Annotated in this window: 26 protein-coding genes; 12 read left to right on the top strand and 14 right to left on the bottom strand. The window is 62.8% G+C overall.

Annotated features, from left to right (window positions below; all coding sequences use genetic code 11):
• Positions 1 to 4: 4 nt before the first annotated feature.
• The 6 genes from NKJ06_RS10245 to NKJ06_RS10220 are packed head-to-tail and all read right to left on the bottom strand — an operon-like array spanning position 5 to position 5,802.
• Entirely contained in the window at positions 5 to 940 is a 936-nt protein-coding gene (locus NKJ06_RS10245) for a phosphatidate cytidylyltransferase (RefSeq protein WP_352633265.1), read from the bottom strand.
• Positions 940 to 1,602: a lysophospholipid acyltransferase family protein gene (locus tag NKJ06_RS10240; protein WP_352633266.1), complete on the bottom strand. Its 663-nt coding sequence runs from the start codon at positions 1,600 to 1,602 to the stop codon at positions 940 to 942. Before NKJ06_RS10240 ends, NKJ06_RS10245 begins: the two co-directional genes overlap by 1 nt.
• Complete coding sequence (locus NKJ06_RS10235) at positions 1,599 to 2,042, bottom strand: hypothetical protein (protein ID WP_352633267.1); 444 nt, start codon at positions 2,040 to 2,042, stop codon at positions 1,599 to 1,601. The genes NKJ06_RS10240 and NKJ06_RS10235 overlap by 4 nt, the downstream gene beginning before the upstream one ends.
• Positions 2,039 to 3,364: a phosphatase PAP2/dual specificity phosphatase family protein gene (locus tag NKJ06_RS10230; RefSeq protein ID WP_352633268.1), complete on the bottom strand. Its 1,326-nt coding sequence runs from the start codon at positions 3,362 to 3,364 to the stop codon at positions 2,039 to 2,041. The genes NKJ06_RS10235 and NKJ06_RS10230 overlap by 4 nt, the downstream gene beginning before the upstream one ends.
• A 5-nt stretch (positions 3,365 to 3,369) precedes the next feature.
• Positions 3,370 to 5,154 (bottom strand): bifunctional alpha/beta hydrolase/class I SAM-dependent methyltransferase, encoded by a 1,785-nt coding sequence (locus NKJ06_RS10225; RefSeq protein WP_502905604.1) that lies wholly within the window; start codon positions 5,152 to 5,154, stop codon positions 3,370 to 3,372.
• Positions 5,155 to 5,193: 39 nt separating this feature from the next.
• On the bottom strand, positions 5,194 to 5,802 hold the full coding sequence (locus tag NKJ06_RS10220) for a CDP-alcohol phosphatidyltransferase family protein (RefSeq protein ID WP_023762285.1): 609 nt from the start codon (positions 5,800 to 5,802) through the stop codon (positions 5,194 to 5,196).
• Between the two features lie 214 nt (positions 5,803 to 6,016).
• On the opposite strand from NKJ06_RS10220, the gene NKJ06_RS10215 reads away from it, so the two are divergent.
• The 3 genes from NKJ06_RS10215 to NKJ06_RS10205 all read left to right on the top strand — a co-directional run bounded on the left by NKJ06_RS10215 (position 6,017) and on the right by NKJ06_RS10205 (position 9,517).
• Complete coding sequence (locus tag NKJ06_RS10215) at positions 6,017 to 6,496, top strand: MarR family winged helix-turn-helix transcriptional regulator (protein ID WP_352633270.1); 480 nt, start codon at positions 6,017 to 6,019, stop codon at positions 6,494 to 6,496.
• Complete coding sequence (locus tag NKJ06_RS10210; protein ID WP_352633271.1) at positions 6,493 to 7,677, top strand: HlyD family secretion protein; 1,185 nt, start codon at positions 6,493 to 6,495, stop codon at positions 7,675 to 7,677. The genes NKJ06_RS10215 and NKJ06_RS10210 overlap by 4 nt, the downstream gene beginning before the upstream one ends.
• 307 nt (positions 7,678 to 7,984) lie before the next feature.
• Entirely contained in the window at positions 7,985 to 9,517 is a 1,533-nt protein-coding gene (locus NKJ06_RS10205; protein WP_352633272.1) for a DHA2 family efflux MFS transporter permease subunit, read from the top strand.
• A 53-nt stretch (positions 9,518 to 9,570) separates the two neighbouring features.
• Here the strand turns inward: NKJ06_RS10205 and NKJ06_RS10200 are convergent, their stop codons facing one another.
• Together NKJ06_RS10200 and NKJ06_RS10195 are read right to left on the bottom strand one after the other, a co-directional pair.
• On the bottom strand, positions 9,571 to 10,080 hold the full coding sequence (locus tag NKJ06_RS10200; protein WP_352633273.1) for a CAP domain-containing protein: 510 nt from the start codon (positions 10,078 to 10,080) through the stop codon (positions 9,571 to 9,573).
• Positions 10,081 to 10,152: 72 nt separating this feature from the next.
• On the bottom strand, positions 10,153 to 10,515 hold the full coding sequence (locus tag NKJ06_RS10195) for a winged helix-turn-helix transcriptional regulator (protein ID WP_352633274.1): 363 nt from the start codon (positions 10,513 to 10,515) through the stop codon (positions 10,153 to 10,155).
• Between the two features lie 106 nt (positions 10,516 to 10,621).
• On the opposite strand from NKJ06_RS10195, the gene NKJ06_RS10190 reads away from it, so the two are divergent.
• Together NKJ06_RS10190 and NKJ06_RS10185 are read left to right on the top strand one after the other, a co-directional pair.
• Positions 10,622 to 10,963 (top strand): glutathione S-transferase N-terminal domain-containing protein, encoded by a 342-nt coding sequence (locus tag NKJ06_RS10190; protein ID WP_352809738.1) that lies wholly within the window; start codon positions 10,622 to 10,624, stop codon positions 10,961 to 10,963.
• Positions 10,964 to 10,975: 12 nt separating this feature from the next.
• Entirely contained in the window at positions 10,976 to 11,332 is a 357-nt protein-coding gene (locus tag NKJ06_RS10185; protein ID WP_352809737.1) for a glutathione binding-like protein, read from the top strand.
• A 147-nt stretch (positions 11,333 to 11,479) separates the two neighbouring features.
• Here the strand turns inward: NKJ06_RS10185 and NKJ06_RS10180 are convergent, their stop codons facing one another.
• The gene (locus tag NKJ06_RS10180) at positions 11,480 to 12,703 is read right to left on the bottom strand and encodes a TadE/TadG family type IV pilus assembly protein (protein ID WP_352633276.1); all 1,224 of its coding nucleotides are present in this window, start codon (positions 12,701 to 12,703) and stop codon (positions 11,480 to 11,482) included.
• Between the two features lie 289 nt (positions 12,704 to 12,992).
• Between NKJ06_RS10180 and NKJ06_RS10175 the strand changes: the two genes are divergently transcribed.
• Entirely contained in the window at positions 12,993 to 13,820 is an 828-nt protein-coding gene (locus NKJ06_RS10175; protein ID WP_352633277.1) for a DUF2189 domain-containing protein, read from the top strand.
• Between the two features lie 118 nt (positions 13,821 to 13,938).
• The gene (locus NKJ06_RS10170; RefSeq protein ID WP_352633278.1) at positions 13,939 to 14,805 is read left to right on the top strand and encodes a dienelactone hydrolase family protein; all 867 of its coding nucleotides are present in this window, start codon (positions 13,939 to 13,941) and stop codon (positions 14,803 to 14,805) included.
• Positions 14,806 to 14,837: 32 nt separating this feature from the next.
• Here the strand turns inward: NKJ06_RS10170 and NKJ06_RS10165 are convergent, their stop codons facing one another.
• Together NKJ06_RS10165 and NKJ06_RS10160 are read right to left on the bottom strand one after the other, a co-directional pair.
• Positions 14,838 to 15,470, bottom strand: coding sequence for a LysE family translocator (locus NKJ06_RS10165; RefSeq protein ID WP_352633279.1), 633 nt, complete (start codon positions 15,468 to 15,470; stop codon positions 14,838 to 14,840).
• 230 nt (positions 15,471 to 15,700) lie between these two features.
• On the bottom strand, positions 15,701 to 17,686 hold the full coding sequence (locus tag NKJ06_RS10160; RefSeq protein WP_352809736.1) for a pilus assembly protein TadG-related protein: 1,986 nt from the start codon (positions 17,684 to 17,686) through the stop codon (positions 15,701 to 15,703).
• 272 nt (positions 17,687 to 17,958) lie between these two features.
• Here NKJ06_RS10160 and NKJ06_RS10155 point away from each other — a divergent pair, with 272 nt between their 5' ends.
• Together NKJ06_RS10155 and NKJ06_RS10150 are read left to right on the top strand one after the other, a co-directional pair.
• Complete coding sequence (locus NKJ06_RS10155; RefSeq protein WP_352633281.1) at positions 17,959 to 18,819, top strand: TIGR01459 family HAD-type hydrolase; 861 nt, start codon at positions 17,959 to 17,961, stop codon at positions 18,817 to 18,819.
• Positions 18,820 to 18,825: 6 nt separating this feature from the next.
• Complete coding sequence (locus NKJ06_RS10150; protein ID WP_352633325.1) at positions 18,826 to 19,806, top strand: bifunctional riboflavin kinase/FAD synthetase; 981 nt, start codon at positions 18,826 to 18,828, stop codon at positions 19,804 to 19,806.
• Between the two features lie 58 nt (positions 19,807 to 19,864).
• On the opposite strand, the gene NKJ06_RS10145 is transcribed toward NKJ06_RS10150, so the two are convergent.
• Entirely contained in the window at positions 19,865 to 20,419 is a 555-nt protein-coding gene (locus tag NKJ06_RS10145) for an HdeD family acid-resistance protein (RefSeq protein WP_352633282.1), read from the bottom strand.
• Between the two features lie 196 nt (positions 20,420 to 20,615).
• On the opposite strand from NKJ06_RS10145, the gene NKJ06_RS10140 reads away from it, so the two are divergent.
• Positions 20,616 to 21,422, top strand: coding sequence for a MipA/OmpV family protein (locus NKJ06_RS10140; RefSeq protein WP_352633283.1), 807 nt, complete (start codon positions 20,616 to 20,618; stop codon positions 21,420 to 21,422).
• Between the two features lie 141 nt (positions 21,423 to 21,563).
• Here the strand turns inward: NKJ06_RS10140 and NKJ06_RS10135 are convergent, their stop codons facing one another.
• Entirely contained in the window at positions 21,564 to 21,764 is a 201-nt protein-coding gene (locus NKJ06_RS10135; RefSeq protein WP_352633284.1) for a hypothetical protein, read from the bottom strand.
• Positions 21,765 to 21,871: 107 nt separating this feature from the next.
• Between NKJ06_RS10135 and ileS the strand changes: the two genes are divergently transcribed.
• Positions 21,872 to 24,835 carry an isoleucine--tRNA ligase gene (gene ileS / locus NKJ06_RS10130; RefSeq protein WP_352633285.1) on the top strand — a complete coding sequence of 988 codons (2,964 nt, stop codon included), beginning with the start codon at positions 21,872 to 21,874 and terminating at the stop codon, positions 24,833 to 24,835.
• Positions 24,836 to 25,046: 211 nt separating this feature from the next.
• On the top strand, positions 25,047 to 25,727 hold the full coding sequence (locus NKJ06_RS10125; RefSeq protein ID WP_352633286.1) for a hypothetical protein: 681 nt from the start codon (positions 25,047 to 25,049) through the stop codon (positions 25,725 to 25,727).
• 47 nt (positions 25,728 to 25,774) lie between these two features.
• Here the strand turns inward: NKJ06_RS10125 and NKJ06_RS10120 are convergent, their stop codons facing one another.
• A complete protein-coding gene (locus NKJ06_RS10120; RefSeq protein ID WP_352633287.1) occupies positions 25,775 to 26,224 on the bottom strand; it encodes a nucleoside deaminase in 450 nt (149 codons plus the stop codon).
• Positions 26,225 to 26,296: the final 72 nt, after the last annotated feature.

Here is a 26,296-nt window from a genome sequence, read left to right as displayed (position 1 = left end):
TTACTCAGATCGTCCAGAAATAGCGCACAATGTGAAAGAACACCGGGGCAGCGAAGACCAGGCTATCGGTGCGATCCATCATGCCGCCATGACCTTCGATCAGGTGGCCCCAATCCTTGACGCCCTGGTCGCGCTTGATGGCCGAGGCGACCAGCCCGCCCAGAAATCCCATCGAGCAGGCGACGAAGGCCACGGCCGCCGCCTGCAGCGGCGAAAACGGAGTCACGAACGACAACAGCGCGCCGAGCAGGCTCGCCGACACCAGTCCGCCGATCAGCCCTTCCCAGGTTTTCGACGGCGAGACGTTCGGCGAAAAGCGGTGTTTTCCAAACAGCTTGCCGAAGATGTATTGCAGCACGTCGCTGCCTTGTACGACGATGATCAGGAAGGCGATCAGCAACAGGGTGCGGCCTTCGAAGCCCGGCACGTCGAGCGTCAGCAGGGCAGGGACATGGCTGACGCAATAGACCGATATCATCACCGCCCATTGCTGCGCGGCGATGCGCTCGAGGAAGCGTTCGGTGTCGCCATGCAGCGCCGTGATGGCCGGCATCAACAGGAAGCAGTAGACCGGAATGAAGATGACGAAGAGCCCGTACCAGGCGGTCCACACCAGCCAGTACTGAAACGGTATGATGATGCCGAACATGCCAAGCAGCACCCAATGGTCGCTGCGGCGGGTGTGCGTCAGCGTCACGAATTCGCGCAGCGCGGCGAAGGAGATCAGCGCGAACAGGATGGTCATGCCGTAGCGGCCGAAGAAGAAGGCGACCGTCATCATCGCCACCATCACCCACCAGGCGTTGATGCGCTGGGTGAGATTGACCAGCGTCGAACTCAGCGGCTTCGGCGCCCGCGCGCAAAGTATGGCGGCAACGATGCTGGCGGTGGTCAAAACCGCCAGCAGGCCGATGATCAGGATGGAGATCTCGTGGCGCATCAATCGTCTCGCTCGGGACGCGGGTTGAGCGCCAGAAGCGTGGCGTGGGCGCGCTCGAGAAAGGCGCGGCGTTCCTCGCCCGGGCCAACCGCGACCGGTGCGCCGAAGACGACGCGGCACAGCAGCGGCACCGGCAGGAACTGGCCCTTGGGCAGCACGCGCGACATGTTCTCGATCCAGCACGGGATCAGCTCGACCTCCGGCCGCGCCATCGACAGATTGTAGAGCCCGGAGCGAAAGGCCAGCAGCGGCTCCTCGGTCATGTTGCGGGTGCCCTCGGGAAACAGGATCAGCGAGTGGCCCTGGTCGAGAACCGACAGCATGATCTCGATCGGATTTTCCTCAGGCTTCGTCCATTGCCGGTTGATGAGCACGGATGACAGCATGTCCTCGGCAATGAAGCGACGCAGCCGTGACTTTCCCCAATATTCGCCGGCGGCAACCGCGTGCGTGATCGCGCGCTCCTTTTCGCTGAGGCACGCCGACAACAGGATGAAGTCGCCATGGCTGGTGTGGTTGGCGAAGTAGATACGTTGCCGGTCGGATGGCAGGCTGCCGCTCCAGATCGGACGCACGCCGGTCACCATCCAGGCCAGTGCCGAGAGGCCGACGGAGGTTACCGTCTGCAGCAAGGTGAAGGTCTTGAGCGAAAGCCTGTTCATCGCGGCGCCCAAAACCCCGCCGCCAGAAGCGCTACGGCAAATAGCGCCAGGGCCGCACGCTGCTTGAACAGCAAGCGACGGGTGCCGGCCATGCGGTCATCGAGCGTGCGTGTCGTGGACGCGGCGGGCTTCAGGCGCATGCGCGCCAGCATGTCGTCCACCGCGGCGCCACCGGAAGCTTCGTCATTGTGGCTGCCCATCAGCCGGAACAGCAGCGCATCGAACGCCAGCAGTGCCGACAGCGCCAGCACGGCGACAGCGCTCGCGGCGGTGATCGACAGCGCGAGGGCTGCAGGCAAGATCTCGAAGGCGCCGCGCGCCGACGCAGCCAGGGGCGCGAGGATATTTGCGGCCACCACGACCGCGGCCGGCCATGCTGCCTGCTGCATCAGCATGCGGGCGAAGCGATCGGCGCGATCCTGGTAGGCGTTGTCGGTCATGACGTCGTCCGCTCCGTGGCCTCGGCAAGATGGATCGGCCGGCCGGCGGCCATCAGCATCTCGCGGGCACGCATCGGCGTCCTGGCTCTGCCGGTCGCCACCAGCCATTCGGCAACGACGCCGGCGCTGCGCTGGAAACCGAGCGCGCAGCAGACCAGCACGGTGCCGTCGCGGCGCGCGCTCTCCAGCGCGCTGGTTGCCTGTTGCTGTATCGCCATTTCGGGCGGCAACAGGTCGATCATCGGAAAGCTGATCCAGCGGCAATCGGCTCCCGCCGGCTTTTCAAGTTCGGCGGCGAGGTCGATGACCGTGCCGAAGCTGTTGGCCTCGCGTGCTGTGGGAAAGCGCCCGAGAAAGACGCCGTCGGCAATTGCCGCCTGGGAAGCAAGATTACGCGTCCAGGCCCATATATTGGCTCTGGCGCCGAGGCGGTAAGGCAAGAGCAGAATACGGCTTGCCAGAGTGGTGCTGCCATCGGCGGATTTCTGGAACACCGTTGAGCCGGCCCCGGCATAGGCGAAGGCGACGATGGACAGCGCCAGCGCCGGCCAAAGCAGGAGAAGCGCGACGGCGCAAAAGAAAGCGCCGAGCGCGGCACCGGCCAGCGCAAGGGCGGCGCCCAGCGCATAGAACAGCGCCAGCCGCCGTGCCTTCGCATCGCTGGTCAGCCGTACGCCTGAAAACGGCAACACGCCGCTGCGCGGAAACAGCCACAGCGCAAAGAACCCGAGCAGCGCGCCGGTCGGGATGTCGATGAAGTGATGCTGCCAGGTCGTCAGCACCGAGGCACCGATCAGAAAGCACCAGCCATGCCAGAGCGGCAGAAGAAAGCCGCTGAGCCGGTGGCGCCAATGTTCCCAGATGATCACCAGCAGGGCGATGTGCAGCGAAGGCGCCTGGTTGAACGGCTTGTCGAAACCGCCGAGCACGGCAAACAGGAAGCCCGATAGCCCGGTCGTTGCCGGCCGCACGAACGTCGCGGTCAGCGGGAACAGGATGAAGCAGACAACGGCGACGATCTGCGCGGTGAGATAACGTCCGGCCAGGCGGTCGACCCCTTGCCTGTTGTCGTTGAGCAGCAGCGACAGGCCGTAGAACAGGTTGATCGACCAGTAAGGCACGATGGTCCAGGCGAGGAACGGGATGCTGTGTTCCCAGGAGAACACGATGCTGCCGACGTCGTCGCGCCGCGACGCCAGCCAGTTGGCGAAGCCGTAGCTGAGGTAGAAGAACGGCGCCAGGAAGCCCAGCCAGAGGACTGCCCTGACGACCACCCGTCCATAGGGCTCGGTGCGTGCGGTCGATGCAAGCGATGACACCATGCTGTTCAGCGTCGCCGTGCGACCGAGACGGTGAAGATGCCCCACTGATCGATGCGCTGGTCGAGCTTTTCGAAACCGGCGGCTTCGACAAGCTGGTCCATCTCGCCTTGCGTGCGCCGCCGCATGACCCAGGCCTCGCCGCCGCGATGCGACGTCAGGCTGCGGGCGATCATCTCGAGCTGCGGGTGCCAGGGCTGGTTGGTGTAGAGCAACAGGCTGCCGGGCTGCATGGTATGGGCCAATCCACCGAGCGAGCGGGCGATCATCGCATTGTCGGAGAACAGTTCGTAGAGGCCGGAAACGATGGCGAGGTCGGGCGCCGGATCGATCGAAGCGAGCATGCCGGCATCGAAGGCGTCGGCGCGTTGGAACGAGACATCAGCCGGCAATTTCCGTTCAGCGATCAGCTTGCGGCCAAGCTGCACGTTGAGGTCGGAATAGTCCTGCAGGCGCACGCTCGCCGGCTGGTCGGGGCTCTTGACGATGGCATCGAGAACATAGCGGCCGTGGCCGGCGGCGATGTCGAGAATATGCGCCGGCCGGCCGGTGGCCTTGAGCGTCGCCAGGCTGGAGCCGATCAGCTCTTCGAGATGCAGCTTGCGCTGGCGAATGCCGCGCCAGCCGATGGCTTCCAGGAAGACGCGATCGACGACGCGGCCAAGAGGCGTAAGACCCCGCGCGTCGTTCTCGTAGACGTAATCCAGTGTCGAGCCGGAATCGAAGCCAGTGGCGATGCCGGCCTTCATGCCCTGGGAGACCCAGGCGCCCATGCGGATGGAGGCACGGCTGAATGCCCAATAGAGACCCTTGGGCGACAACAGATCGAGCGGCGAGGCAAGCCTGTCGGCCTCGTCGCGGGTGTAGCCGGCAATATCCGCCTGCTTCAGGTCGACCGGCGCATCCGGCGCCGCAAACTGCTTCGCCAGGAACGGCCGGATCAGGTCGAGGGCCCGCGCCCGGTCGCGCTCGCCCAGCGTATCGTGGAAGAAACCCGGCAACACATGGCGTTCCTTGGTGCGGCTGCCGAGATTGACGAAGAACTGGTGCTGCGGGCCGTGGCGCACCACCCAGTCGCTGCCCGAGAGCAGCAGCTGCGTCGGCACGGTGATGGCGCGGGCATCAGTGACGATGCGCGCCGCGTGCTGGTAGAGTTCGACCAGGATGTTGGAGGCGATCGGCCTGGTGATCAGCGGATCGCTCTCGAAAGAGGCGATGCGCAGGGGATCATGGGTCAGGAATTTTGCCTTGACGTAGGAATTGACGAAGAAGCGGCCCTTGATCTTCTGCCACAACGCGATGCCTTCCCTGGCGAACGGCACGTAGAGTTTCACCGAGAAGGCCGGTGAGGCCAGCACCATGGCGCGCAGCTTCGGCGCATAGTCGTGCACCCAGGCTGCCGCGAGCACGGCGCCGAAGGATTGCGCGATCAGCGCGATATCCCGCGTGGTGAAGCCATCCCTGGCGGCGATCTCGCGCATGAAGCAGTCGATGTCGCGCACCAGGGCCGAGAAGGACGGGGCATAGCCGCGCTCGCCGGACGAACGGCCGTTGCCGCGCGCATCCCAGGCATAGAAGGCGTGGTCCGGCATCCGCAATTCGTCGACCAGATGGGCCATGCGGCCGCCATGCTCATGACCGCGATGGAAGAGCACCACCGCTCCCTTGGCATCGGCGGAGGCCGCCGGCCAGAAGCGGTAGAAGATCTCCGTCCCGTCATGGCTGCGGAAGATCCGCTCCTGCGCTTGCCGCTCAAGGCTTTGCGTGGCCGCGGCGGCGATCGGTTCGTGCATCATGGTCTTTCCCTTTGGCGGCATGGCGAGCCCCGATGCTCAGCTGGCGCTGCCAATAAGGCCGGCGCGTATCCGGTTGATGGCGGTCAGCAGCGAAAGCGTTGCCATGGCCGGAAACACAAATGGCGCGATGGATGCCGGCCAGAGCCCGGCCGCGCACAGCACCGCGACCACGCCCAGCGCCAGTGCCCTGTCGCTCTTGCCGAACGGCCCGGCATAGTTTCGCCCGACCTTGGCGGCGATGCCGAGCACACCGGCGAACTCGGTCAGGACGGCCGATATCGCGAAGGCGATGACGCCCCATGCGCCAAATTCCGGAAAGACGGCAAAAGGGAGTGTCAGCGCGAGGTCCGAAACGACGTCGCAAAACTCGTTCAGGTACATGCCGAGCGTGGAGGCCTGTCCGTGTTCCCGCGCCAGCATGCCATCCACGGCATTCAGCGCCATGCGCACGAACATCACTGCGGGGACAAGCAACAGTAGCCAGCGCCATTCATGCAAGATCGCGATGGCCATACCGGCCGCGATCGACATCACGGCCGCCAGGATGGTTATGCTGTTTGCGGTGACCCCGATCGCCGCCAGCCGGTTGACCAGCGGCCGCAGCCTTCCCTGGAAAGCCGGCTTGAGAGCGTAAAGCGTCGGCATTTTCGTGATCCCCCGATCCTGACCAACGGCTGTACATCAATATGTCGGACACGACCAGCATGACATGGCGGAGCGGCTATGCCGACTGGCATAGCGACCAGGCGCTCACCAATCGCTAACCATGACTGCACCGCATGGCTGTCGTGCACATTTGCCGGCTTCTTGTGCAACGCGGCATCTTGAATAGTAAGCACGCTTATTATATATCCGGCTCATGGTTTCCAATGGTATCGACAGATTGGGCTTCTTGATCCACGACGTGCAGCGCTTGATGCGCAAGCGCTTCGAGGCGAGGGCCAGTGGCTTGGGGCTTTCTTCGGCGCAATGGCGGCTTCTGGTCCGCGTTGCCAAGGAAGACGGGGTCGCGCAGGCGCGGCTGGCCGAACTTCTCGAAATCGAGCCGATCAGCGTTTCTCGCCTGGTCGATCGCATGGAGGAGGGCGGCTGGATCGAGCGTCGTCCCGACGCTGCCGATCGCCGCGTCCGCATGATCTTCCTGACACCCAAGGCGAGCGAAGCCTACGCCGTGATCAAGAGCATTGCTGGGGAAGTCTATGAGGAATCGCTGGTCGGCGTGAAGCCGGAAGCCCGTCGTGTCCTCATCGAGGGGCTTGAGGCGATGGTCCGGAACCTGACCGACGACGAGACGCCGTCCATTGAAAAAGTAAAGAATACAGAGGGCGCAGCAGCATGAACGCGGTAGCCAAGATAGACGACAAAGTGACCGAGCTGGAAATGGAAGCGCCGGAAAGGCCGGCCGTGGCCGCCCCGGTGACGGTCGCTCCTCCGGTGCAGCCGGCCCCGGCGCCAGTGAAGAAAAAGCGCCGGCTGGTCCGCTTTCTGCTGATGGTCGCGCTGCCCGCCGCACTGGCTGTCGGCGGCGGTTACGTCTGGGTCACCGGCGGCCGCTACCAGGAGACGGAGAACGCCAATCTGCAGCAGGCAAAGGTGTCGATCGCTTCCGACACGGCCGGGCGTATCGTTCAGGTCGACATCTTCGACAACCAACTGGTCAAGCAGGGTGACGTGCTGTTTGCCATCGACCCCGAGCCCTACCGGATCGCGCTGGCCCAGGCCGACGCGGCGGTGGCGGGAGCACGTCTCAATGTCGAGCAGCTGCGCGCCGCCTATGGCCAGTCGATGGCTCAGCAAAAGTCCGATGCCAGTGAAGTTGCCTTCGCCCAGTCGCAGTTCGACCGCGCCGCCGACCTTGCCCAGAAGGGCATCAACGCCAAGTCGTCTCTGGACGAGGCCAAGAACGATCTCGACAAGGCCAGGCAGCAGCTGACGGTCGCCGAGCAAGGCATCATCAGCGCCAAGGCAGCCCTTGGCGGCAATCCCGACATCGAGACCGACAAGCACCCGACCGTGATGGCCGCGCTCGCAGCACGCGACAAGGCGGCCTACGATCTGGCACAGACCACGGTCAAGGCGCCGGCTGACGGTGTCGTCAGCCAGGCCTCGTCGTTCAAGGTCGGTCAGTATGTCGGTTCCGGCACGCCGCTGTTTTCGCTGGTCGAGACCGGCGATACATGGATCGACGCCAATTTCAAGGAAACGCAACTCACCCACATGAAGCCGGGCCAGAAGGCCGAGATCATGGTCGATACCTATCCGGGGCGCACCTTCGAGGCGACGGTCAAGGCGATTGGCGCCGGTACGGGAGCCGAATTCTCGCTGCTGCCCGCCCAGAATGCCACCGGCAACTGGGTCAAGGTCACGCAGCGCATTCCGGTGCGTCTCGAACTGACCGATGCAGACGCCAAGATGGCGTTGCGCACAGGCATGAGCGCCACCGTTACCGTCGACACCGGTGTGGCGCGTGGCCTGCCGTCGATCTTCGGCCACGCCACGGCAGGCGAGGCAGTGCAGTAAAGTCAGCGGAATCCCGCGGGGACCTGCGGGTGGAAGCGAGTAGCAGGATTGGTCTGATGGAGGAGTGGGAAGGATCAGCGTCTGGGCCTGCCGCGTCGTGGCTCGACCGGAATCTGAAATCTTCGGCACGGACCCGTCGGTCCTCATGTTTCCGGGCGGCAGGCATCCGCTCATCAGAGACTTTCGGTCGATGTAACCCCCACATCGATAAATCGCGTCCCACCGCGATGAAGGTCTCTCAACGGAAGGCGTTGCCGCCCGGAAACCCGTTGTACACGTTTTTGTTACCTGCTGGAAGTTCCACGTCATGAGCACGCCCGAACCCTTCAAAGAAGTGCCGCATCGCGGCCTGATCACGGTCGCGCTCATGCTGGCGACGATCATGCAGGCGCTCGACACGACGATCGCCAACGTCGCGCTGCCGACCATGACGGGCGATCTCGGCGCCTCGCCGGACAACATCAATTGGGTGCTGACCTCCTATATCGTTGCCGCCGCCATCATGACGCCGGTCACCGGCTGGCTGGCCGACCGCTTTGGCCGCAAGGAACTGTTCCTGACGGCGGTGGTCGGCTTTACCGTGTTCTCGATGCTGTGCGGCATCGCCTGGAGCCTGGAGACCATGGTGTTCTTCCGGCTGATGCAAGGCGTGTTCGGTGCCGCGATCGTGCCGCTGTCGCAAACCTTCCTGCTCGACATCAATCCCAGGGAACGCCATGGCCAGGCGATGGCCATCTGGGGCGCCGGCATCATGCTGGGGCCGATCCTGGGCCCGACACTCGGTGGCTGGCTGACCGAGAATTTCAACTGGCGCTGGGTGTTCTTCATCAACCTGCCGGTCGGCATCGTCGCCTTTCTCGGCATGGCCGCCTATTTGCCGGCCGTTGCCCGGCGGGTGCGCGGCTTCGATTTCTTCGGCTTCGCCATGATATCGCTCGGCGTCGGCGCACTTCAGCTGCTGCTCGACCGCGGTGGCGAGGTCGACTGGTTTTCCTCGGTCGAGATCTGGATCGAGCTTGGTCTTTCCCTCACCGGTTTCTGGGTGTTCATCATTCACACGATGACGGCGGAACACCCCTTCATCGATCCCAAGATCTTCCTCGACCGCAATTTCGTCACCGGGCTGGCGTTTATCTTCGTCATGGGTGTGCTCATCCTGGCGAGCATGTCGCTGCTGCCGCCAATGCTGTCGACCATATTCGGCTATCCGACCGTCACCATCGGCGTCGTCATGGGACCACGCGGTGTCGGCACCATGATTTCGATGCTCGTCGTCGGGCGGCTCATGAGCAAGATCGACGCCAGGATCCTCGTCGTCATCGGGTTTCTGCTGACCGCGCAGTCGCTCTACACCATGTCCAGCTTCACGCCTCAGATGGACAACTGGCTGATCATCAGCTCCGGCGTGATCCAGGGCCTGGGGATGGGGATGGTGTTCGTGCCGCTGTCGACCGTCGCGTTTGCCACGCTTGACGTGCGATTCCGCACCGATGCCACGGCCTTGTTCAGCCTGGTGCGGAACCTTGGCTCGTCCATCGGCGTGTCGGTGGTGACGGTTCTGATGGTGCGTAACACGCAGGTCAATCACACCGAGCTTTCGGCCTTCATCAACCCGTTCAACCCAAATCTCTGGGCTGTCTCTCCGGCGGCCGCAAGCGGCGATCCAATGGCGCTTTCGCAGGTCGATCGCATGGTCAATCTCCAGGCGATGATGATCTCCTACGTCAACGACTTCAAAATACTCATGGTGATGACGCTGCTTGCCATCCCGTTTGTTTTCCTGCTGCGTAAGCCAAAGCAGGCGCCGGCCGGTGGCGCACCAGCCGCGCATATGGACTAGATGAAGCTTCCGTCAGGTCGTCTTCGCGGTGGCGCGCACAACCGGGACGCCTCCTATTTCCCGAGCACGAGGCTCCAGTAGCGGAGGTTGCTGTCGCTGCCGTCGCGCACATAGGCAAGGCCGAACCGGGTGAAGCGCGGGTCGAGCATGTTGCGGCGATGGCCGGGCGAATGCACCCAGATGTCGAACAGCTTCTGCAGGTCGAAACGGCCCTCGGCGATATTCTCGGCCGCGGCACCCGCAATGCCATTGCCTTTGACGCGCGAGGCGAAATCCTTGCCCCAGCCGGTGGTGTGGCTCATGCGACGGCGCTGCGCCATGTAGCCGGCCTGCTGCAGCGCGGCCTGTTCGAGCTGCCGGTCTGGGACCAGCGCCACAAGCCCGGCCGAGCCGCGGATACTGGCCAGCGTGCCGGTGGCGGATGCGGAAGCCCCGGCGCCTTCGCCGGTCGGCAGCGAAACGGTGCTGCAGGCGGCGAGCCCGGCCAAGGCTGCGAGGCCGGTCAGCAGCATGCGCCTGTTCAGGCCCGGATTCTGGTGGTTTTCGATTTTCGCAATGGTCATGCCCGCCTGAGATAGTGGCGATCATGGCTTTTGCCGGGCAGGGCGGCGAAAATCTCGGTCGAAACGACGATCCTAGGCGGCTGTGTCGAGATTTGCGTCCGAGGTTGGATTACCGCCCATCCGATCGTCTTCCGTATGCACCCACCAGGCGCCGAGCGCATCGATCAGCGGCACAAGCCTGCGGCCCGGCTCGGTAAGATCGTATTCAACGCGCAACGGATAGCCTGAATACACCGTCCGCCGCACGATACCGGCGTCCTCCAGCTTGCGCAGTTCCAGCGTCAGAATGCGGTGCGACACGGTTGGGTTGTTGCGCCTCAGGTCGCTGAACCGCTTGGTCCCGTCCTTCAGATAATAGAGCAGCAAGGTGGGCCAGCGGCCGCTGAGCACGCGCATGGTCTCTTCGATAGGGCAGCGTGAGACGACGTCTTTCATGGGCGGTCCCTGGTTACAGAATTGTGCGTAATTTACATGGGGCGACCAGCGTTTAGGGTCAAGTTTCGCTGCGCGGCGTGATCCCTTCAATCACGGAAGAAAACAAATGGAACCTATCCTCCTTTATGGCTTCCCGGCGGGAAGCTCGATGGGACTCGTCGCTGCCTTTGAACGCGTCGGGCATCCCTATCGCCTGTGCCGTGTCGATATGCTCTCCGAGATGAAGAACGACGCCTACGCCAGCATCAACGGCCGTCAGGAAACACCGGTTTTGATCACCGACGAAGGCGCGGTGCTGACCGAGACCATGGCCATCGCCGCGTGGCTCGAAGCCCGCGACACGCAACGTCGCATCAGCTTCGAACCGCGCACGCCGCAGGCCGACCGCATGCATCAGTTGATGGCCTTCGTGAACACCGGGTTCACCGCCGCTTTCAGCCCGCTCTGAGTAGCATTGGAAATGGCCGCGGATGAACCGGCGCTCAAGGCGACCTTGCGCGACTTCGGCCGCAAGGCCGTCGCCGAACGTCACGACCGCCTTGAAGCGATGATCGCCGATACCGACTTTCTGGTCGGCGATCGACTGACGCTGGCGGACACCACCCTGATCGGTGTGGCCCGCTGGGCGGAGTTCCACCAGGCCGTCGACGGCGCTGCCTATCCCAAATTGGCCGCATTGCGCCGCCGCATCGAGGCTGAAGCCGCTGTCCGGTACGCCATGGCTGTAGAGGATGGCAAAAAGCCTGCCGGGTCGGGCGCCTGTCTCGGCCATGTCCCGCTCGCCGAGGTGATCGAGCGCTTCGCCGCCCCGGCGTAACCATGGCGATGCGCATTTTCACCCGAATATGAGAGCTACTCATCTGCCGGAGTGCGGTAGCCGCACTCCGGAATTGTTGAACGCGCCGACACCAAGGCGACAGCTAGGGTCGATGGAGCGGTGCCGCGCCAGTCGACGGGGGGCGTCTCATTTCATGAGAGTGATCATCCGGCCGGCAAACATTGCGCGGTTTCCAAGCGCTGCCGAGCAGTCCGACTCGACGGATGAGTTTCCGGTCATCTGCACCGTGTTGCCGACAAGCCTGAGACAGTCGCCCTGGCCGCTCATATCGGAGTTGCCGGCGTAGGAAATGGGCGCGTCCGGCGCGTAGATGAAGCCGCTGACCAGGGAATTTGCGCCGCCATTCAACGTCAAGGCGGACGTATTGCCGTGATCCTGGAAAATCGTGATGCCGGCATAAGGGCCGCTAGTGGGCGGGGAAAGGTTCACCTTCTCATTGGCATTTATGTAGATCTGCGCGCTTTCCATGAGGAATATGGTCACGCCCTGACCAGTCAGGCTGCCGTTTCCCCCGGGCTTGATAGTGGTGCCGCGCATGATGTAGACGCCCGGATTGAGCGTGATGTTTCCCGACAGTGTCTTGTCGCAATACGTGCCGGGCGACAGCGTGTAGGTTTTGCCGTTCGGGACCGGCAAACACAATGTGTAGGGGGGAGGAATGACGTCGGCCAGTGGATCAAAAGACGCGTATTGATTTTCGTGCGGCGTTCCGCAGGCGAGGCTGGCGCTGGGCGGCAAAAGCCCGCTGGTGCCGCCCACGGTTGAGACACAGCCCGCTGAAACCAGCGCGGAACCGCCCCTATTGACGGCATCGGATGCGTCCGAGTTCGCCGCGATCACGCAACTGTCCATCGAGACATTGGTCGAGCCCTGCAGGTTGACAGCGGCGGACGCATGCGGATCGAGTGCCAGCACGCAGGCTTGCGCGCCAGGCTTTATCTTGACCGAGGCCGAGCGGTGGGCCTGCCAGGGGGCCGAGTCGCTGATGAAGCTTGGGCGGCTTATGCTGGACGACAGCGAGATAAAGTAGGCGCTTGGGCTGCCGCTTGCAGTTGCCGCGAACGCGGAGATGCTGCCCAAATATTCCTGCTGGTCGGCCGCGCTCATATTTGCGGCGAAGAATTGCAGCCCAAGCTGCTGAACATCGCCAGCCGCCATTTCGGGAGAGAACTTCGTGCCGATGGCGAGCCCCGCCGCGTCCAGCGAGTTCTGTAGTTGCGAGGCGTCATGGCTCGTGCCGACCAGATCAATGGCGCCAGCCAAACCAATCATTATCGGCAGCATCGCTATGGCGGTCGTTATGGCAAAGTTGCCACGCTCCGAAGACCAGAAGCCTTTCAATGCCGACATCGCCCCTCGCCAAAACTTGTAAAGCTGAGGTGATACGCCAGGGGTCTCTATGAGCCATTTAAGTAAATGCTAAAATGCGTAAATGCTAAAATGCTGCACAATGGTTGGCCAAGACGAAAGCTTGCCAAGGCACGGCCATACGAGTGGCGACACGGAGAGATGAGCACAACGAGGCTCCCAGGCCATTGACGCGGCGACAATCGCCGCCAAATCTGTTATCGTGTTCTTGAAGTGGCAGCTGCGGGCGGCCATCCAGGCGGTGACCGCCCCGACGTACGGGAGGAAGGCTATGGCCGGCTTTCATGTCATGGCGGACGCACGTGGAATGCATGTGCGGCCAACAGTGCGCCGCATCACCACGTCGCAGCTTTGGGATGCGCTGCGTCTCGGCTTCGAGGATTTCTGGGCAAAACCGTCGCACTACGTGTTCCTGTGTCTGATCTATCCAATTGTCGGCCTGATCCTGACGCGGTGGACGTCGTCTGGCGCCAATGCCATCCAGCTTATCTATCCCTTGATGTCGGGGTTCGCACTTGTCGGCCCGTTCGCCGCGCTCGGTCTGTACGAGATCAGCCGCCGGCGCGAGCTCGGCATGAACACCTCCTGGTGGCATGCCCTTGACGTGCGCCACTCGCCGGCGATTCCGTCGATTGCGGTGATCGGCATCATGCTGGTGGTACTGTTCCTGTTGTGGCTGTACACCGCGCAGTCGATCTATATCGGCCTGTTCGGCGATCAAGCACCGGCATCGATCGGCGGTTTTTTCCGCGAGGTGCTCACGACCAGCAAGGGCTGGATGCTGATCCTTGCCGGCAACGCCGCCGGCTTCGTCTTCGCCGTGGTCGTGCTGGCGACGACGGTTGTTGCCTTCCCGCTGCTACTCGATCGCGATGTCGGCGCCGTCTCGGCGATCGAGACTTCGGCGCGTGCCGTGATGGCCAATCCGCTGCAGATGGCGCTGTGGGGCCTGACGGTCGCCGTGCTTCTGGTGATCGGCTCCATCCCGCTGTTTGCCGGACTGGCCGTAGTCATGCCGATCCTTGGTCATGCCACCTGGCACCTCTACCGCAAGGTGGTCGAGCCGGAACGGGCGGAGCAGACAAGGCGGCCGATGTAGGCAAGCCGCCTCGTTGCCGATGAGCACCCCCGGAGCGCCTGACAAAGAGCGCCTGACAGACCCCGATATGTTTGGTTTTGTCAGGTGATCTCGATGGCCAACTGACTGAGATCGACCCATGGCGCGCAAACTGCGGGGATTGCTCAGAAAACTTGTTTGGCTGGCCTGCTTTAGCATTGCTGGCTATCTCAATGCCGCCCCGGCAAGCGCTGACCAGCCGGTGCAATTTGAAAGCGCAACTTTGAAGCCAACGCCGTTTCAGGAGCGCAATGCGCAACAAAACGGGCAATTGATCAAAGCTGTTTCCGGCACACCATTGAACGGGTATCTAACGCGACCGCTGGGTGAGGGGCCGTTTCCTGCGGTCGTACTTCTCCATGGGTGTGCGGGTGTGCTCTCGAATGACAAGCAAACCTGGCCCGAGCGGCTGTCCTCCTGGGGTTATGTCGTCCTCGTTGTCGACAGTTTCAGCACGCGCGGCATTCACGAGACGTGTGATCGGAGCCTGCTTGCTGATCGGGTCTATGACGCCTACGGCGCCTTGGAGTTCCTATCGAAATACAGTTTCGTCGACCCGCAGCGCATAGCGTTGATGGGGTTCTCCGCCGGCGGGATCGCAACACTCGAGGCCGTGCAGCTTGGTGGCGCTGAGCGGCTTATGGGGCGCAAGTTCAAGGCAGCGATTGCCTACTATCCGCGATGTTCGCTAGCGAATGGCGACATGGCGGTCCCGACCTTGGTTCTGGCCGGTGAACTTGACGATTTTAGCCCGGCCCAAAAATGCCGGGAGATGATGAAGCAGCGCAGCGGCAAGGGAAGCTACGTGCAGCTCAACGTCTACTCAGGTGCTCGTCATGCATTTGACGCTCCGGAATTCAAGAACGGTATCGAGGCCTACGGTCACCGGGTAGAGTACAATGCAGCTGCGGCCGATCAATCGACAAGCGATGTCCGTGCGTTTCTGAAAGAAGTCTTCGGCGGCTGACAGCCGGCGACCACCGTTTTGCCCTGTCGCTCTCAGCGCTGCGCGTCGGTTGCCATCTTCAGCGCGAGCGCCGCCAGCACGGTGCCCATCATCCAGCGCTGGATGACCAGCCACAATGGCCGTCCGGCGAGGAAGGTGGCGATCGAGCCGGCCGTCACCGCGATGATGGCATTGACGCTGAGGCTGATTGTGATCTGCGTGGCGCCCAGCACCAGAAGCTGCGACAGGACATGGCCTTTGCCCAGGCTGATGAACTGCGGCAGCAGCGACAGATAGAGCACGGCCACCTTCGGATTGAGCAGATTGGTCATCAGGCCCATGGCGAACAGCTTGCGCGGCCGGTCCCTCGGCAGTTCGCGCACCTGGAACGGCGAACGCCCGCCCGGCTTCACCGCCTGCCAGGCCAGCCACAGGAGATAGAGCACACCGGCAAAGCGCAGCGCATCATAGGCATAGGGCACGGCGAGCAGCAGTGCGGTGATGCCGAAGGCCGCAGCCAGCACGTAGAAGAGAAAGCCGAGCGCCACGCCACCGAGCGAGATCAGCCCGGCCTTCGGTCCTTGCGACAGGGATCGCGAGATCAGATAGATCATGTTGGGGCCTGGCGTCAGCACCATGCCGAGGCAGACCAGGGCGAAGGCGAGATGATTGGCGGTTTCGGGCATCGGTTCGTTCCCCAGCGCGCCGCGAATGGATGCACGATCCCGCGAGCGGCCAACATGTGCCTGTCCCGGCAGGCGCGCGCAAGAGCATGGCGGCGCCAGCCGTTGCGCCAGCTGGCTGCCAATGCATGTCGCCCAAAAGCGGCCCCGGTTTTGGGCGACATGCATAAAACAAAAACCTAAAGCGCGTCGCCTGAATCCGTTCAAACGCGACGCGCTTTAGTGCCTTTGGATCAGCCGACGACGCGCAGGTTCGACAATTCGTTGCCGATTTCCTTGAAATCGTTCGACAAGGTGGCGCCGGTCGCATTCCAGAACAGTTTGGCCGGCTTGCTGGGGTCCGTCGGATCCTTGCGGAAGCGTGAGTCCGACGAGCACGATTTCAAAGCATCGATCGCCTGCTTGTCGGCCGTCTTGGTCGTGGACAGGTCGAGCGCCACCGTCATCACCATGATGTTGGCTGCCTTGGCGTTGTTGCAAAGCGTCGCCATCTGCTCGTTGAGCGCGCTCGTATAATTGCCGTTCGAATAATCGAGCTGGCCAATGGTGCTCGATGTGCCCATGAACAGGCGACCGACCGAAGTGCCGTTGTAGCCGGGGTTGAGATAGCCGTAGGACGAATAGGTCGACTTCGAATCAGCGGGGTCTGAATAGCCCAGCGACGAAGGCGTGTAATAGGTGTTGGCACCGTCCGTCAGCACGATCACGACCTTGTCGTTGCCTCTTTCTGTTTCGGGGCGTCCTTGCGTGAACGGCTGGCCGCTCGAAACGACCCGCCAGCCCCAGGCCATGCCCTCGGGAACATTGGTGCCGCCACTCGGCTTCATCAGGTCGATTGCGGCCTTGATCGCGGTGAGCCCATCGGCGACGCTGACGTCCGTAAGCGACGTGATCGGGTTGGTGGAGCAGCTGTAGTTTGGGCCGTTGCCGGCCGGCAACGCCGGCGCGTTGATCGGCCGCGGCTGAAAATATTTGGCCATATTGCGCAGCCGGGATTGGCCGGTGGTGCTCGATGGGTCGTCGTTCCACCAACTGTTCACGGCACCGTCGGTTTCCGGCTCGGCCTCGTCAGGGTCCTGAGTGATCTTCCAATGATTGCCGGGCTCATCCGGGGCAAACATCGGCACGAACATCGTCGCCGGATCGCCGATACCTATGCCGGTATTCGCCGAGCCGCCGGAAGGCGCGACGTCGTTGACATTGTAGGGATAGGGGCGGGCCTCGACGCAACCTTGCCAGCTGGCGAACGGACCGTAGGTATCGACATAGTCATATTCATCGTGGCTGTCGCTGCAGGTGTTGTTCGAGTTGTAGTCGTCGCAAACCACGCGCTTGCTGTTGATGACGCGCTCATGGTTGGTGACGACCTTCATGTCGCGGTAGAGCGAAAACCGGGTCAGCATCTGACCTTCCTCGGCACCCCATCCGGAACCGCGCTTGTACCAGATGCCATTGGTCTTTTGGGCGTATTTGACGGCCGTGTTCAGCGTCGACCAGTCGAAATTCTCGTTCGATACCGGCGACAGGCCCTCTGTGTCCATCCAGGATGCATTGCCGTTGCCGGGTCCGACATTGACCGAGGCGGCAAACGGTACGAGGCCGAACTGCACCGGCTTGTCGACCTGCTTGATCATCGCCGCCTGCTGGGCCAACGTGTCGACCAGCTGTTTGGCCGCAGTCTTGAGAAGGTCGATGCGCTTTTGCCCCGAGCCCGTTCCCGGCGTGGTCATCGACCCGGAATTGTCGAGCACCAGGGCGACTTCCAGAGTGTTCTTCAGCCGCACCTCCGAAGTGACGTTGAAGCTGATCTTCTGGCTCGCGTCGGTTACGGATTTGCCGATCATCTGGCCGAAGACCGGATAAAAATAAGACTTGTAGTCAAGCCGCGCGCTCATCTTGAGCAAGCCTCCGCCGGTGGTGTTGCTTGGCAAGGTGACGCTCAGCGTCGTGTTGGCGGGATCGATCTTGTTGAGGTTGGCGTTGAAGAAGTCGAGCGCATAGGCTCTCAACTGGTCGTCGGTAGCACCTTCCGTCAGCCGGCGCGCCGTGGCGAAGTTGGCGGCATCGAGCGCATTCGACACCATCTGTTTTTCGCGGCTCATCTCGGTGAAATCGACCGCCATCGCCAGGCCGCCCATCAGCGGAACCATGGCAACGACCGTCATAAGAGCATAGTTGCCGCGTCTGTCGCGGCAGAACTGACGCCAAAGTTCATGCATGTCTGCAGCGGCCCCCGCCGGCGGATTCTCGATTGGCGCCAGTTTTTCCACAAAACGCTGAAGGCGGCGTTTGGGAAATCGCTCGATTGCCGGGCCGGCGCTTCATCAACCGCTAACCAACCGGCACTGGAGCGTTACGGATGGGGAAGTGCCGCGCTATGCGGTTGCCTGGCGAAAGCTGGTGACAGGCCGGGGCGGTTCGGCTAATCCGAACCGGCTGCGGCGAACCGTCGGCCGTAGTGCTCGCAATGATCATGACTGAAGGAAACGGCATGGCGGATTCGCCTGAAATCATCGGCTCGCTCGAAGACGTGTCGAAGGCCTATTCGGCAATCCTTTGCGATGTCTGGGGCGTGGTCCACAATGGCGAAAGGCATTTCCCCGTGGCGGCCTCGGCGCTTGCGAGGGCTCGCGAGGCGGAGATCCCCGTCGTCCTGATCACCAATTCGCCGCGCAGAAGTGCCGATGTCGTGGCGCAGATGAACGCGATCGGTGTTCCACCCTCAGCCTACGACCGGGTGGTCACGTCAGGCGACGTGACCCGGGATTTGATCGCCGAAGGCCCGCGCAAGATTTTCCATATCGGCGCTGACCGTGACTTCACGCTCTACGAAGGTCTCGACGTCGAGCTTGTCGAGGAGTTCGAGGCGTCCGGCGTCGTCTGCACCGGTCTGTTCGATGACGAGGTCGAGAAGCCCGAGGATTACGCCGAGCTTCTGCGGCGGCTGCGCGCCAGGAACCTGCCTTTCATCTGTGCAAATCCGGATATCGTCGTCGAGCGCGGCGAACGCATCATCTGGTGTGCCGGCGCGCTGGCACGCGACTATGCCCAGCTCGGCGGTCGCACATTGATCGCCGGAAAACCTTACGCGCCGGTCTACACCGTCGCGATGAAGGAAATTGCGGAGCTTCTCGGCCGGCCGGTCGAGCGCGGCCAGGTGTTGGCCATCGGCGACGGCATGATGACGGATGTGAAGGGCGCCGCCGACAACGGCTTCGATGTTCTCTATGTCTCCGGCGGTATTCATGCCCGCGACTATGGCGATGCATTGCAACCGGATCCGGCAAGGCTGGCGGCCTTCCTGGAAAAGCACGGTTATCGTCCGGTGGCCGTCATTCCCAGACTGCGGTAGATGATGATGACAGCCTTCCAGCACGTTCTGGCAACCGCGCCGCTGCCCGCCGATCTGCGCGGCGGCGTGGTGGCGATCGGCAATTTCGATGGTGTCCATCGTGGCCATCAGGCGGTGCTCGAGCGGGCCTTGACTGAAGCCGGGCGGCGCGGGGTGCTGGCCCTGGTGCTGACATTCGAACCGCATCCGCGCAAGATCTTCAGGCCTGATATACCGTTGTTCGTGCTGACGCCGCCGCCGATGAAAGCGCGGCTCCTGTCGCTGCTGGGTTTTGCCGCACTCGTCGAACAGCCGTTCACGCGCGACTTCGCCTCGCTGTCGGCGGAAGCATTCGTGACCGATGTGCTGGATAAGAACCTTGGCATTACCCATGCCGTGACCGGGTTCGATTTCCATTTCGGCAAGGATCGCCAAGGCGGTCCAGCCTACCTGATGACAGCCGGCGAGCGTCACGGCTTCGGCGTCACGCTCGTCGACGCCTTCCGTGACGAGGGCGCGGAGGTCATCTCATCCAGCCGCATCCGCGGATTGCTGAGCGAGGGCGAGGTGGCCGAGGCCGCCGGACTGCTCGGCTATCGCTTCACCGTCGAAAGCGAGGTGGTCGGCGGCCAGCAGCTCGGCCGCACGCTTGGCTTTCCGACCGCGAATATGAGGCTTTCAGCCGAAGCCGCTCTGAAGGAGGGCATCTATGCCGTCCGCTTTCGCCGCGCCGACGGCACACTTCACGACGGCGTCGCCAGCTTCGGCCGCCGCCCGACTGTCGACGACAATGGCGCGCCGCTGCTGGAAACCTTCGTCTTCGATTTCTCCGGCGACCTCTATGGCGAGATCTGCCAGGTTTCCTTCTTCGGTTTCCTGCGCCCGGAGGTGAAGTTCGAAGGGCTCGATGCGCTGGTCGCGCAGATGAAGCGCGATGAAGCCGAGGCGCGCGCGCTGCTTGCCGGCGTCAAGCCGCTCTCCGATCTCGACGCCGCTATGGCTTTTTGAAGCATGATCCCGAAAAGTGGGAACCGGTTTTCGGACTAGATCATGTGCAAACGGAATACTACTTTTTCAGCGCCAAACCAACGGCGATGAAGGTCCAGCCCTGAAAGATCAGGTCGATCGCCAGGAACAGCCCGAGCACCCACAGGCTGTTGACCGGCCAGCCCATGGCGATGACCAGGCCGGCAAGCGCACTGATGACACCGGCCGCGACGATCCAGCCCCAGCCGCGCTGCGGCCGGTGGCTGTAGCCGACCCAGGCGCGGAGCACGCCTGACGCGACCAGCGCGATCGCCAGCAGGAACGTCAGTACCGCTGAGGCAAGCAGCGGATTGTCGAAAGCGAAGAAGCCGGCGACGGCGTAGAGCAGTCCGCTGAGCAGCCAGTAGAAGAAGCGGCCCCACGTCTTGACGCCGAACGCATGCACGATCTCGATTACGCCGGCCATCAGCATCAGCCATCCCACGACATAGACCGAAGCCACCGTGGCGATGAACAGATTGCCGAAGGCAATGCCGCCGAAAATGAGCAGCAGGACGCCGAGCGCGACAAACCACCCCCATTTTGTCCGTGTCTGTTCGATCGCGATTTTCAAGGCGTCGCCATGCAGGGTCATTGTCGCGGTCTCCATCGAGGGCTGCGGAATACTGCCGGATGGAAGTTAGTCCCGGCGCTGGCCAACGTCCAGTTGATGACCGGCACTGGGGGATCGAGCAAACCGCGATCAGATGTCTCTGGTTTAAATCAAATTTTACCAAACGGCCGTCAAAGCTGTCATCGGTAACCGTGTGCATTGTGTTAGTGGAGTGGCCATGAGTCCGGTCGGAAAAATCTCTCTGGTGCTGGCCGCTATGCTGCTGGGTAGCGCGGGCGCTGCTAAGGCGGGCGAGGGCAGCTGGCTGTCCGGCGACTGGTATCTGACCGTTGGCGCCACCGGCATGGTGGCGCCGAATTTCGAGGGCGGCAAGAAGTACCTGCTCAGCGCCTCACCGATCATCTCGCTGGGCAAGGCCGGACCCGCGGCACGCTTCACTTCGCGCAACGACAACATCTCGTTGGCGCTGGTCGACGATGGCGGTGTCCGTGCCGGCGTGACCGGCAAGCTCCTGTTTTCCCGTGACGATGACAACGCCGATGAACTGAAGGGCCTCGATCCGGTGCGCTGGGGCGGCGAAGTCGGCGGCTTCTTCGAATTCTATCCGACGGATTGGCTGCGCGCCCGCGCCGAGCTTCGCCACGGCATCCGTGCCCACAACGGCTTTGTCGCCGACATCGCTGCTGACGCCTTCTACGATGTGACGCCAACCGTGCGGATTTCGGGCGGGCCGCGCGTGTCGTTCGCCTCGGCCAAATATTTCGACGCCTATTATGGCGTCAATGCGCAGGAAGCCGTGGCTTCGGGCTTGAGCGAATATCATCCCGGTGGCGGCCTGAAATCGACAGGCCTCGGCGGCGCCATAACCTGGAAGGTGACCGAGCCGATGACCGCCAGCCTGTTTGGCGAATATTCCCGTCTGATGGGACCGGCGGCCGATTCCAGCCTGGTCAGGCAACGCGGCGACCGCAATCAGTTCATGGTCGGCGTCTCGACTACCTATCGCTTCGATTTCACGATGTAAGAGGCCGTTGGAAACTCTATTCTGGCGGCCATGTGATGGCGTTTTCTGCGCTTCCGGTGCTCACCGACCTAAATGTCCGCTGCGCTCCGGTTCTCGAAACCACCACCACATGACTCGCCAGAGCGATTTTCGAAACGGTCTCTAAGTGAATCGAACGAGACGCTTTATTCCTGCGCTCATCTCCGCTAAAAGCCGGGGCATGACGAGCTTTTCGCGCCTTTGCAGGCTGACGATACGAATTATAAGCCCGGTGTTCCGGGCGGCCTGACGGTCGCCGGAGCCGCCGGGAATGTTGCGCGCGGCCTCTCGCGCTTTTTCCAGATCATAAGGCATGTCGCCCAAAAGTGGCCCCGGTTTTGGGAAAACGACATGCGCAAGAAGTAAAGTTCAACGCCCGAGCTCCTTTGCGGCCGGGCAATGCACATGGCAGACCAATGACCGATTCCCTGATGACCGACACCAAAGAAACGATCGACTATTCCAAGACGCTTTACCTGCCGCAGACGGATTTTCCGATGCGCGCCGGCTTGCCGGAGAAGGAGCCGCTGCTGGTCCAGCGCTGGCAGGACATGGACCTCTACGCCAAGCTGCGCGAAAGTGCTGCCGGCCGCACGAAATACGTGCTGCATGACGGCCCGCCCTACGCCAACGGCAACATCCATATCGGCCATGCGCTGAACAAGATCCTCAAGGACGTCATCACCCGCTCGTTCCAGATGCGCGGCTATGACTCGAACTATGTGCCGGGCTGGGACTGCCATGGCCTGCCGATCGAATGGAAGATCGAGGAGCAGTATCGCGCCAAGGGCAAGAACAAGGACGAGGTGCCGGTCAACGAATTCCGCAAGGAATGCCGTGAATTTGCAGCGCACTGGATCACGGTGCAGGGTGGTGAGTTCCAGCGGCTCGGCGTCATCGGCGACTTCAAGAATCCCTATACGACGATGGCTTTCCACGCCGAGGCGCGCATCGCCGGCGAGCTGTTGAAATTCGCCATGTCGGGCCAGCTCTACCGCGGCTCCAAGCCGGTGATGTGGAGCGTGGTCGAGCGCACGGCGCTGGCCGAGGCCGAGGTCGAGTACCAGGACTACGAGTCCGACACGATCTGGGCGAAGTTTCCGGTCGCCAGCCTGGTCCGTGCCATCGACGATGGTGAGACCAAACTGACGGAGGGAGCCCTCGACCTGCTGCAGGCCCATGTCGTCATCTGGACGACGACGCCCTGGACCATCCCCGGCAATCGCGCCGTCAATTACTCGCCGCGCATCAATTATGGCCTCTACGAGGTCGCGGCGGCCGAGAACGCGTTCGGCCCGCAGCCGGGCGAAAAGCTGATCTTTGCCGACGCACTGGCCGAAGACGCCTCGGCCAAGGCCAAGGTCACCTTGAATCGTCTCCGCAGCGTTTCGGCGCAAGAGCTTGGAAGCCTTACGCTTTCACATCCGTTCAAGGGCTTTGGTGGCGGTTACGAATTTGCCGTTCCGATGCTCGCCGGCGACCACGTCACCGACGATGCCGGCACCGGCTTCGTCCACACCGCGCCCGGCCACGGCCGCGAGGACTTTGACGCCTGGATGGATGCGGCGACGGATCTGCGCGCACGCGGCATCGATAGCGCCATCCCGTTCACCGTCGACGATGGCGGCTTCTTCACCAAGGACGCGCCGGGTTTCGGACCGGACCGCGAGGGTGGACCGGCGCGTGTCATCGACGACAACGGCAAGAAGGGCAACGCCAACCAGGCCGTCATCGACGAGCTGATCAAGCGCAACGCGCTGTTTGCGCGCGGCCGGCTGAAACACTCCTATCCGCATTCCTGGCGGTCGAAGAAGCCGATCATCTTCCGCAACACGCCGCAATGGTTCGTCTACATGGACAAGGACCTCGGCGACGGCTCGACGCTGCGCAGCCGCGCGCTGAAGGCGATCGATGACACCCGTTTCGTGCCCGCCGCCGGCCAGAACCGCATTCGCGCCATGATCGAGGAGCGTCCCGACTGGGTGCTGTCGCGTCAGCGCGCCTGGGGCGTGCCGATCGCCGTCTTCGCCGATGCCGACGGCAATGTGCTGAAGGACGAGGCGGTCAACCAGCGCATCACGGACGCCTTCGAACAGGAGGGCGCTGACGCCTGGTTCGCCGCCGGCGCCAAGGAGCGTTTCCTCGGCAATCACGATGCGTCGAAATGGAAGCAGGTGATGGACATCCTCGACGTCTGGTTCGATTCGGGCTCGACGCACGCCTTCACGCTGGAGGATCGTCCTGACCTGAAATGGCCAGCCGACGTCTATCTCGAAGGCTCCGATCAGCATCGCGGCTGGTTCCATTCCTCGCTGCTGGAAAGCTGCGGCACCAGGGGCAGGGCGCCCTACGACACCGTCGTCACCCATGGCTTCACCATGGATGAGGATGGTCGCAAGATGTCGAAATCGCTCGGCAACACCGTCGTGCCGCAGGACGTCATCAAGCAGTCGGGCGCCGACATCCTGCGTCTGTGGGTCGTGACGACCGATTACTGGGAGGATCAGCGGCTCGGCAAGAATGTGCTGCAGACCAATATCGACGCCTACCGCAAGCTGCGCAACACCATCCGCTGGATGCTGGGCACGCTCGCCCATGACGATGGCGAGGAGGTGCCGCTGGAGAAAATGCCGGAGCTGGAGCGGCTGATGCTGCACCGGCTGGCCGAGCTGGATGAGGTCGTGCGCTCGGGCTATGACGCTTTCGAGTTCAAGCGCATCACCCGCATGCTGCTCGATTTCATGGTGGTCGAGCTGTCGGCCTTCTATTTCGACATCCGCAAGGACGCGCTCTATTGCGACGCGCCGTCGAGCGTGAAGCGCAAGGCTTCGGTGCAAGTGGTGCGCCATCTCTTCGACTGTCTGGTGAAATGGCTGGCGCCAATGCTGCCCTTCACCATGGAGGAGGCCTGGCTCGACCGTCGTCCGGACGCCGTCTCGGTGCATCTCGACCAGTTTCCGCAAATCCCGGCGGACTGGAAGAACGAGGCGATGGCCGAAAAGTGGCGCAAGGTGCGGCAGGTGCGACGCGTCGTCACCGGCGCGCTGGAGATTGCGCGCGCCCAGAAGGTGATCGGGTCGTCGCTGGAAGCGGTGCCGGTCGTCACCATCAACGACGCGGCACTCGAAGCGGCGATATCGGATGTCGACATGGCCGAAATGGCGATCACCAGCGATCTGGTGATTGCTCATGGGCAAGCGCCCGCGGGTGCCTTCACGCTTGACGACGTCAGGGGTGTCGCCGTGGTGGTCGAAAAGGCCGAGGATCGCAGCCTGGTGAAATGCGCACGCTCCTGGCGCTACACCGCCGATGTCGGCGAGGATCCGGAATTCCCGGATGTTTCGGCGCGCGATGCGGCGGTGCTGCACGAATTGAAGGCGCTCGGCCGGCTTTAACGGGCCGTCCAGCCAGCCGGATCGGTGCACAAATGCCACGTCGGGCGGGCGAAAACCGCCCGCGCGTTGCCCTTAACGAGTGGTTGAGGTAAACACGCGAAACTCCGGAAGACAAATTGTCGCCGGATTTCCGTCGCAAGTGCTTGGACGATGGGGACCGGCCATAAGGCCGGTGGCAATCGAGAGGCTGTCTAGAGTGGGACTTTTTGGCATGACCGAGAGATATAATGCGCGCCTGGCGCTGTTGGCGCCGCTTGTCGCATCGGGCCTGGCTTTGTCCGGCTGCATGGGCTCTCCGACCTATGGCACCGACAAGACCGCCGGCGAACAGCTGGCCGGCGATATTTCGGGCGCGTTTTCGTTCGCGCCGAAGCGCAAGGAACAGATCGATTACAAGCCGCGTCCGACGCTGGTGAAGCCGGCGCCAGGCCAGAAGGAAGCGCTGCCGGCGCCGCAGGACAGCATCGAGACGGCGAGCGCCGAATGGCCTGAATCGCCCGAGCAGCGCCGCGCCCGCCTGCGCGCCGACGCCACCGCCCATCAGAACGACCCGGCTTACCAGTCGGATATCGTCGACGACGTGCAGACCGATCCGGCCTCGGTGAAGAAGGCAATGGCGGAATCAGGCTCGAGCCACCCGCCGGCGTGGAGCCCCGCCGATTCCGACAAGGGCCGCGCTGCCGAGATCCAGCGCCGCCTTGCCGACAGCAAGCAAGGCGACCCGAACACCCGCAAATATCTGAGCGAACCGCCGGTGCAGTATCGTGTCGCAGCCGGCACGGCGCCGCAGAACGAGCTTGGCGAGGACGAGTACAGGAAGGAACGCCGTCTCAAGAAAGAGGCGGAAGGCAAGAAGGGCAGCGGCTGGTTCGACTGGCTGCCGTCGCTCTAAAAACGTCTGCGTTTCGTTACTTTTGTGCTGACGGGCCTTGCGTCCGGTCAGCCGCGCCGTTCCAGGAAAAATCCTTTGAGCAACAGGGCCGCCTCGGTCTCGCCCATGCCCGGATAGATGTCGGGCGTGTGGTGGCAGGTTGGCGAGGCGAAGAAGCGCACGCCATTGACCACCGCGCCGCCCTTGTCGTCAGCGGCGCCGAAATAGAGCCGGCGCAGCCGGGCGAAGGAAATGGCGCCGGCGCACATGGCGCAAGGCTCCAGCGTCACATAGAGATCGTGCCCGGTCAGCCGCTCGGCTGACAGTTTACGGCAGGCTTCGCGGATGACCAGCATCTCGGCATGCGCGGTCGGGTCGGCAAGTTCGCGTGTGCGGTTGCCGGCACTGGCAACGACCGTGCCGCCGCTGGCGATGACGGCGCCGACCGGCACTTCGCCGCGCAAGGCTGCCGCTTCGGCCTCTTTCAGCGCCATCGCCATGAAATCGGGTCGCTTCACGCGGTTTCCATTCCGATTATCTCCTCGCCACCCCAGGGCTTTTCGTTTGTCTGCCGGAAAAACCGGTCTCCA

The organism is Mesorhizobium sp. M0293, assembly GCF_040321735.1.
GTDB lineage: Bacteria > Pseudomonadota > Alphaproteobacteria > Rhizobiales > Rhizobiaceae > Mesorhizobium.
This window is presented reverse-complemented; position numbering and strand designations above follow the sequence as displayed.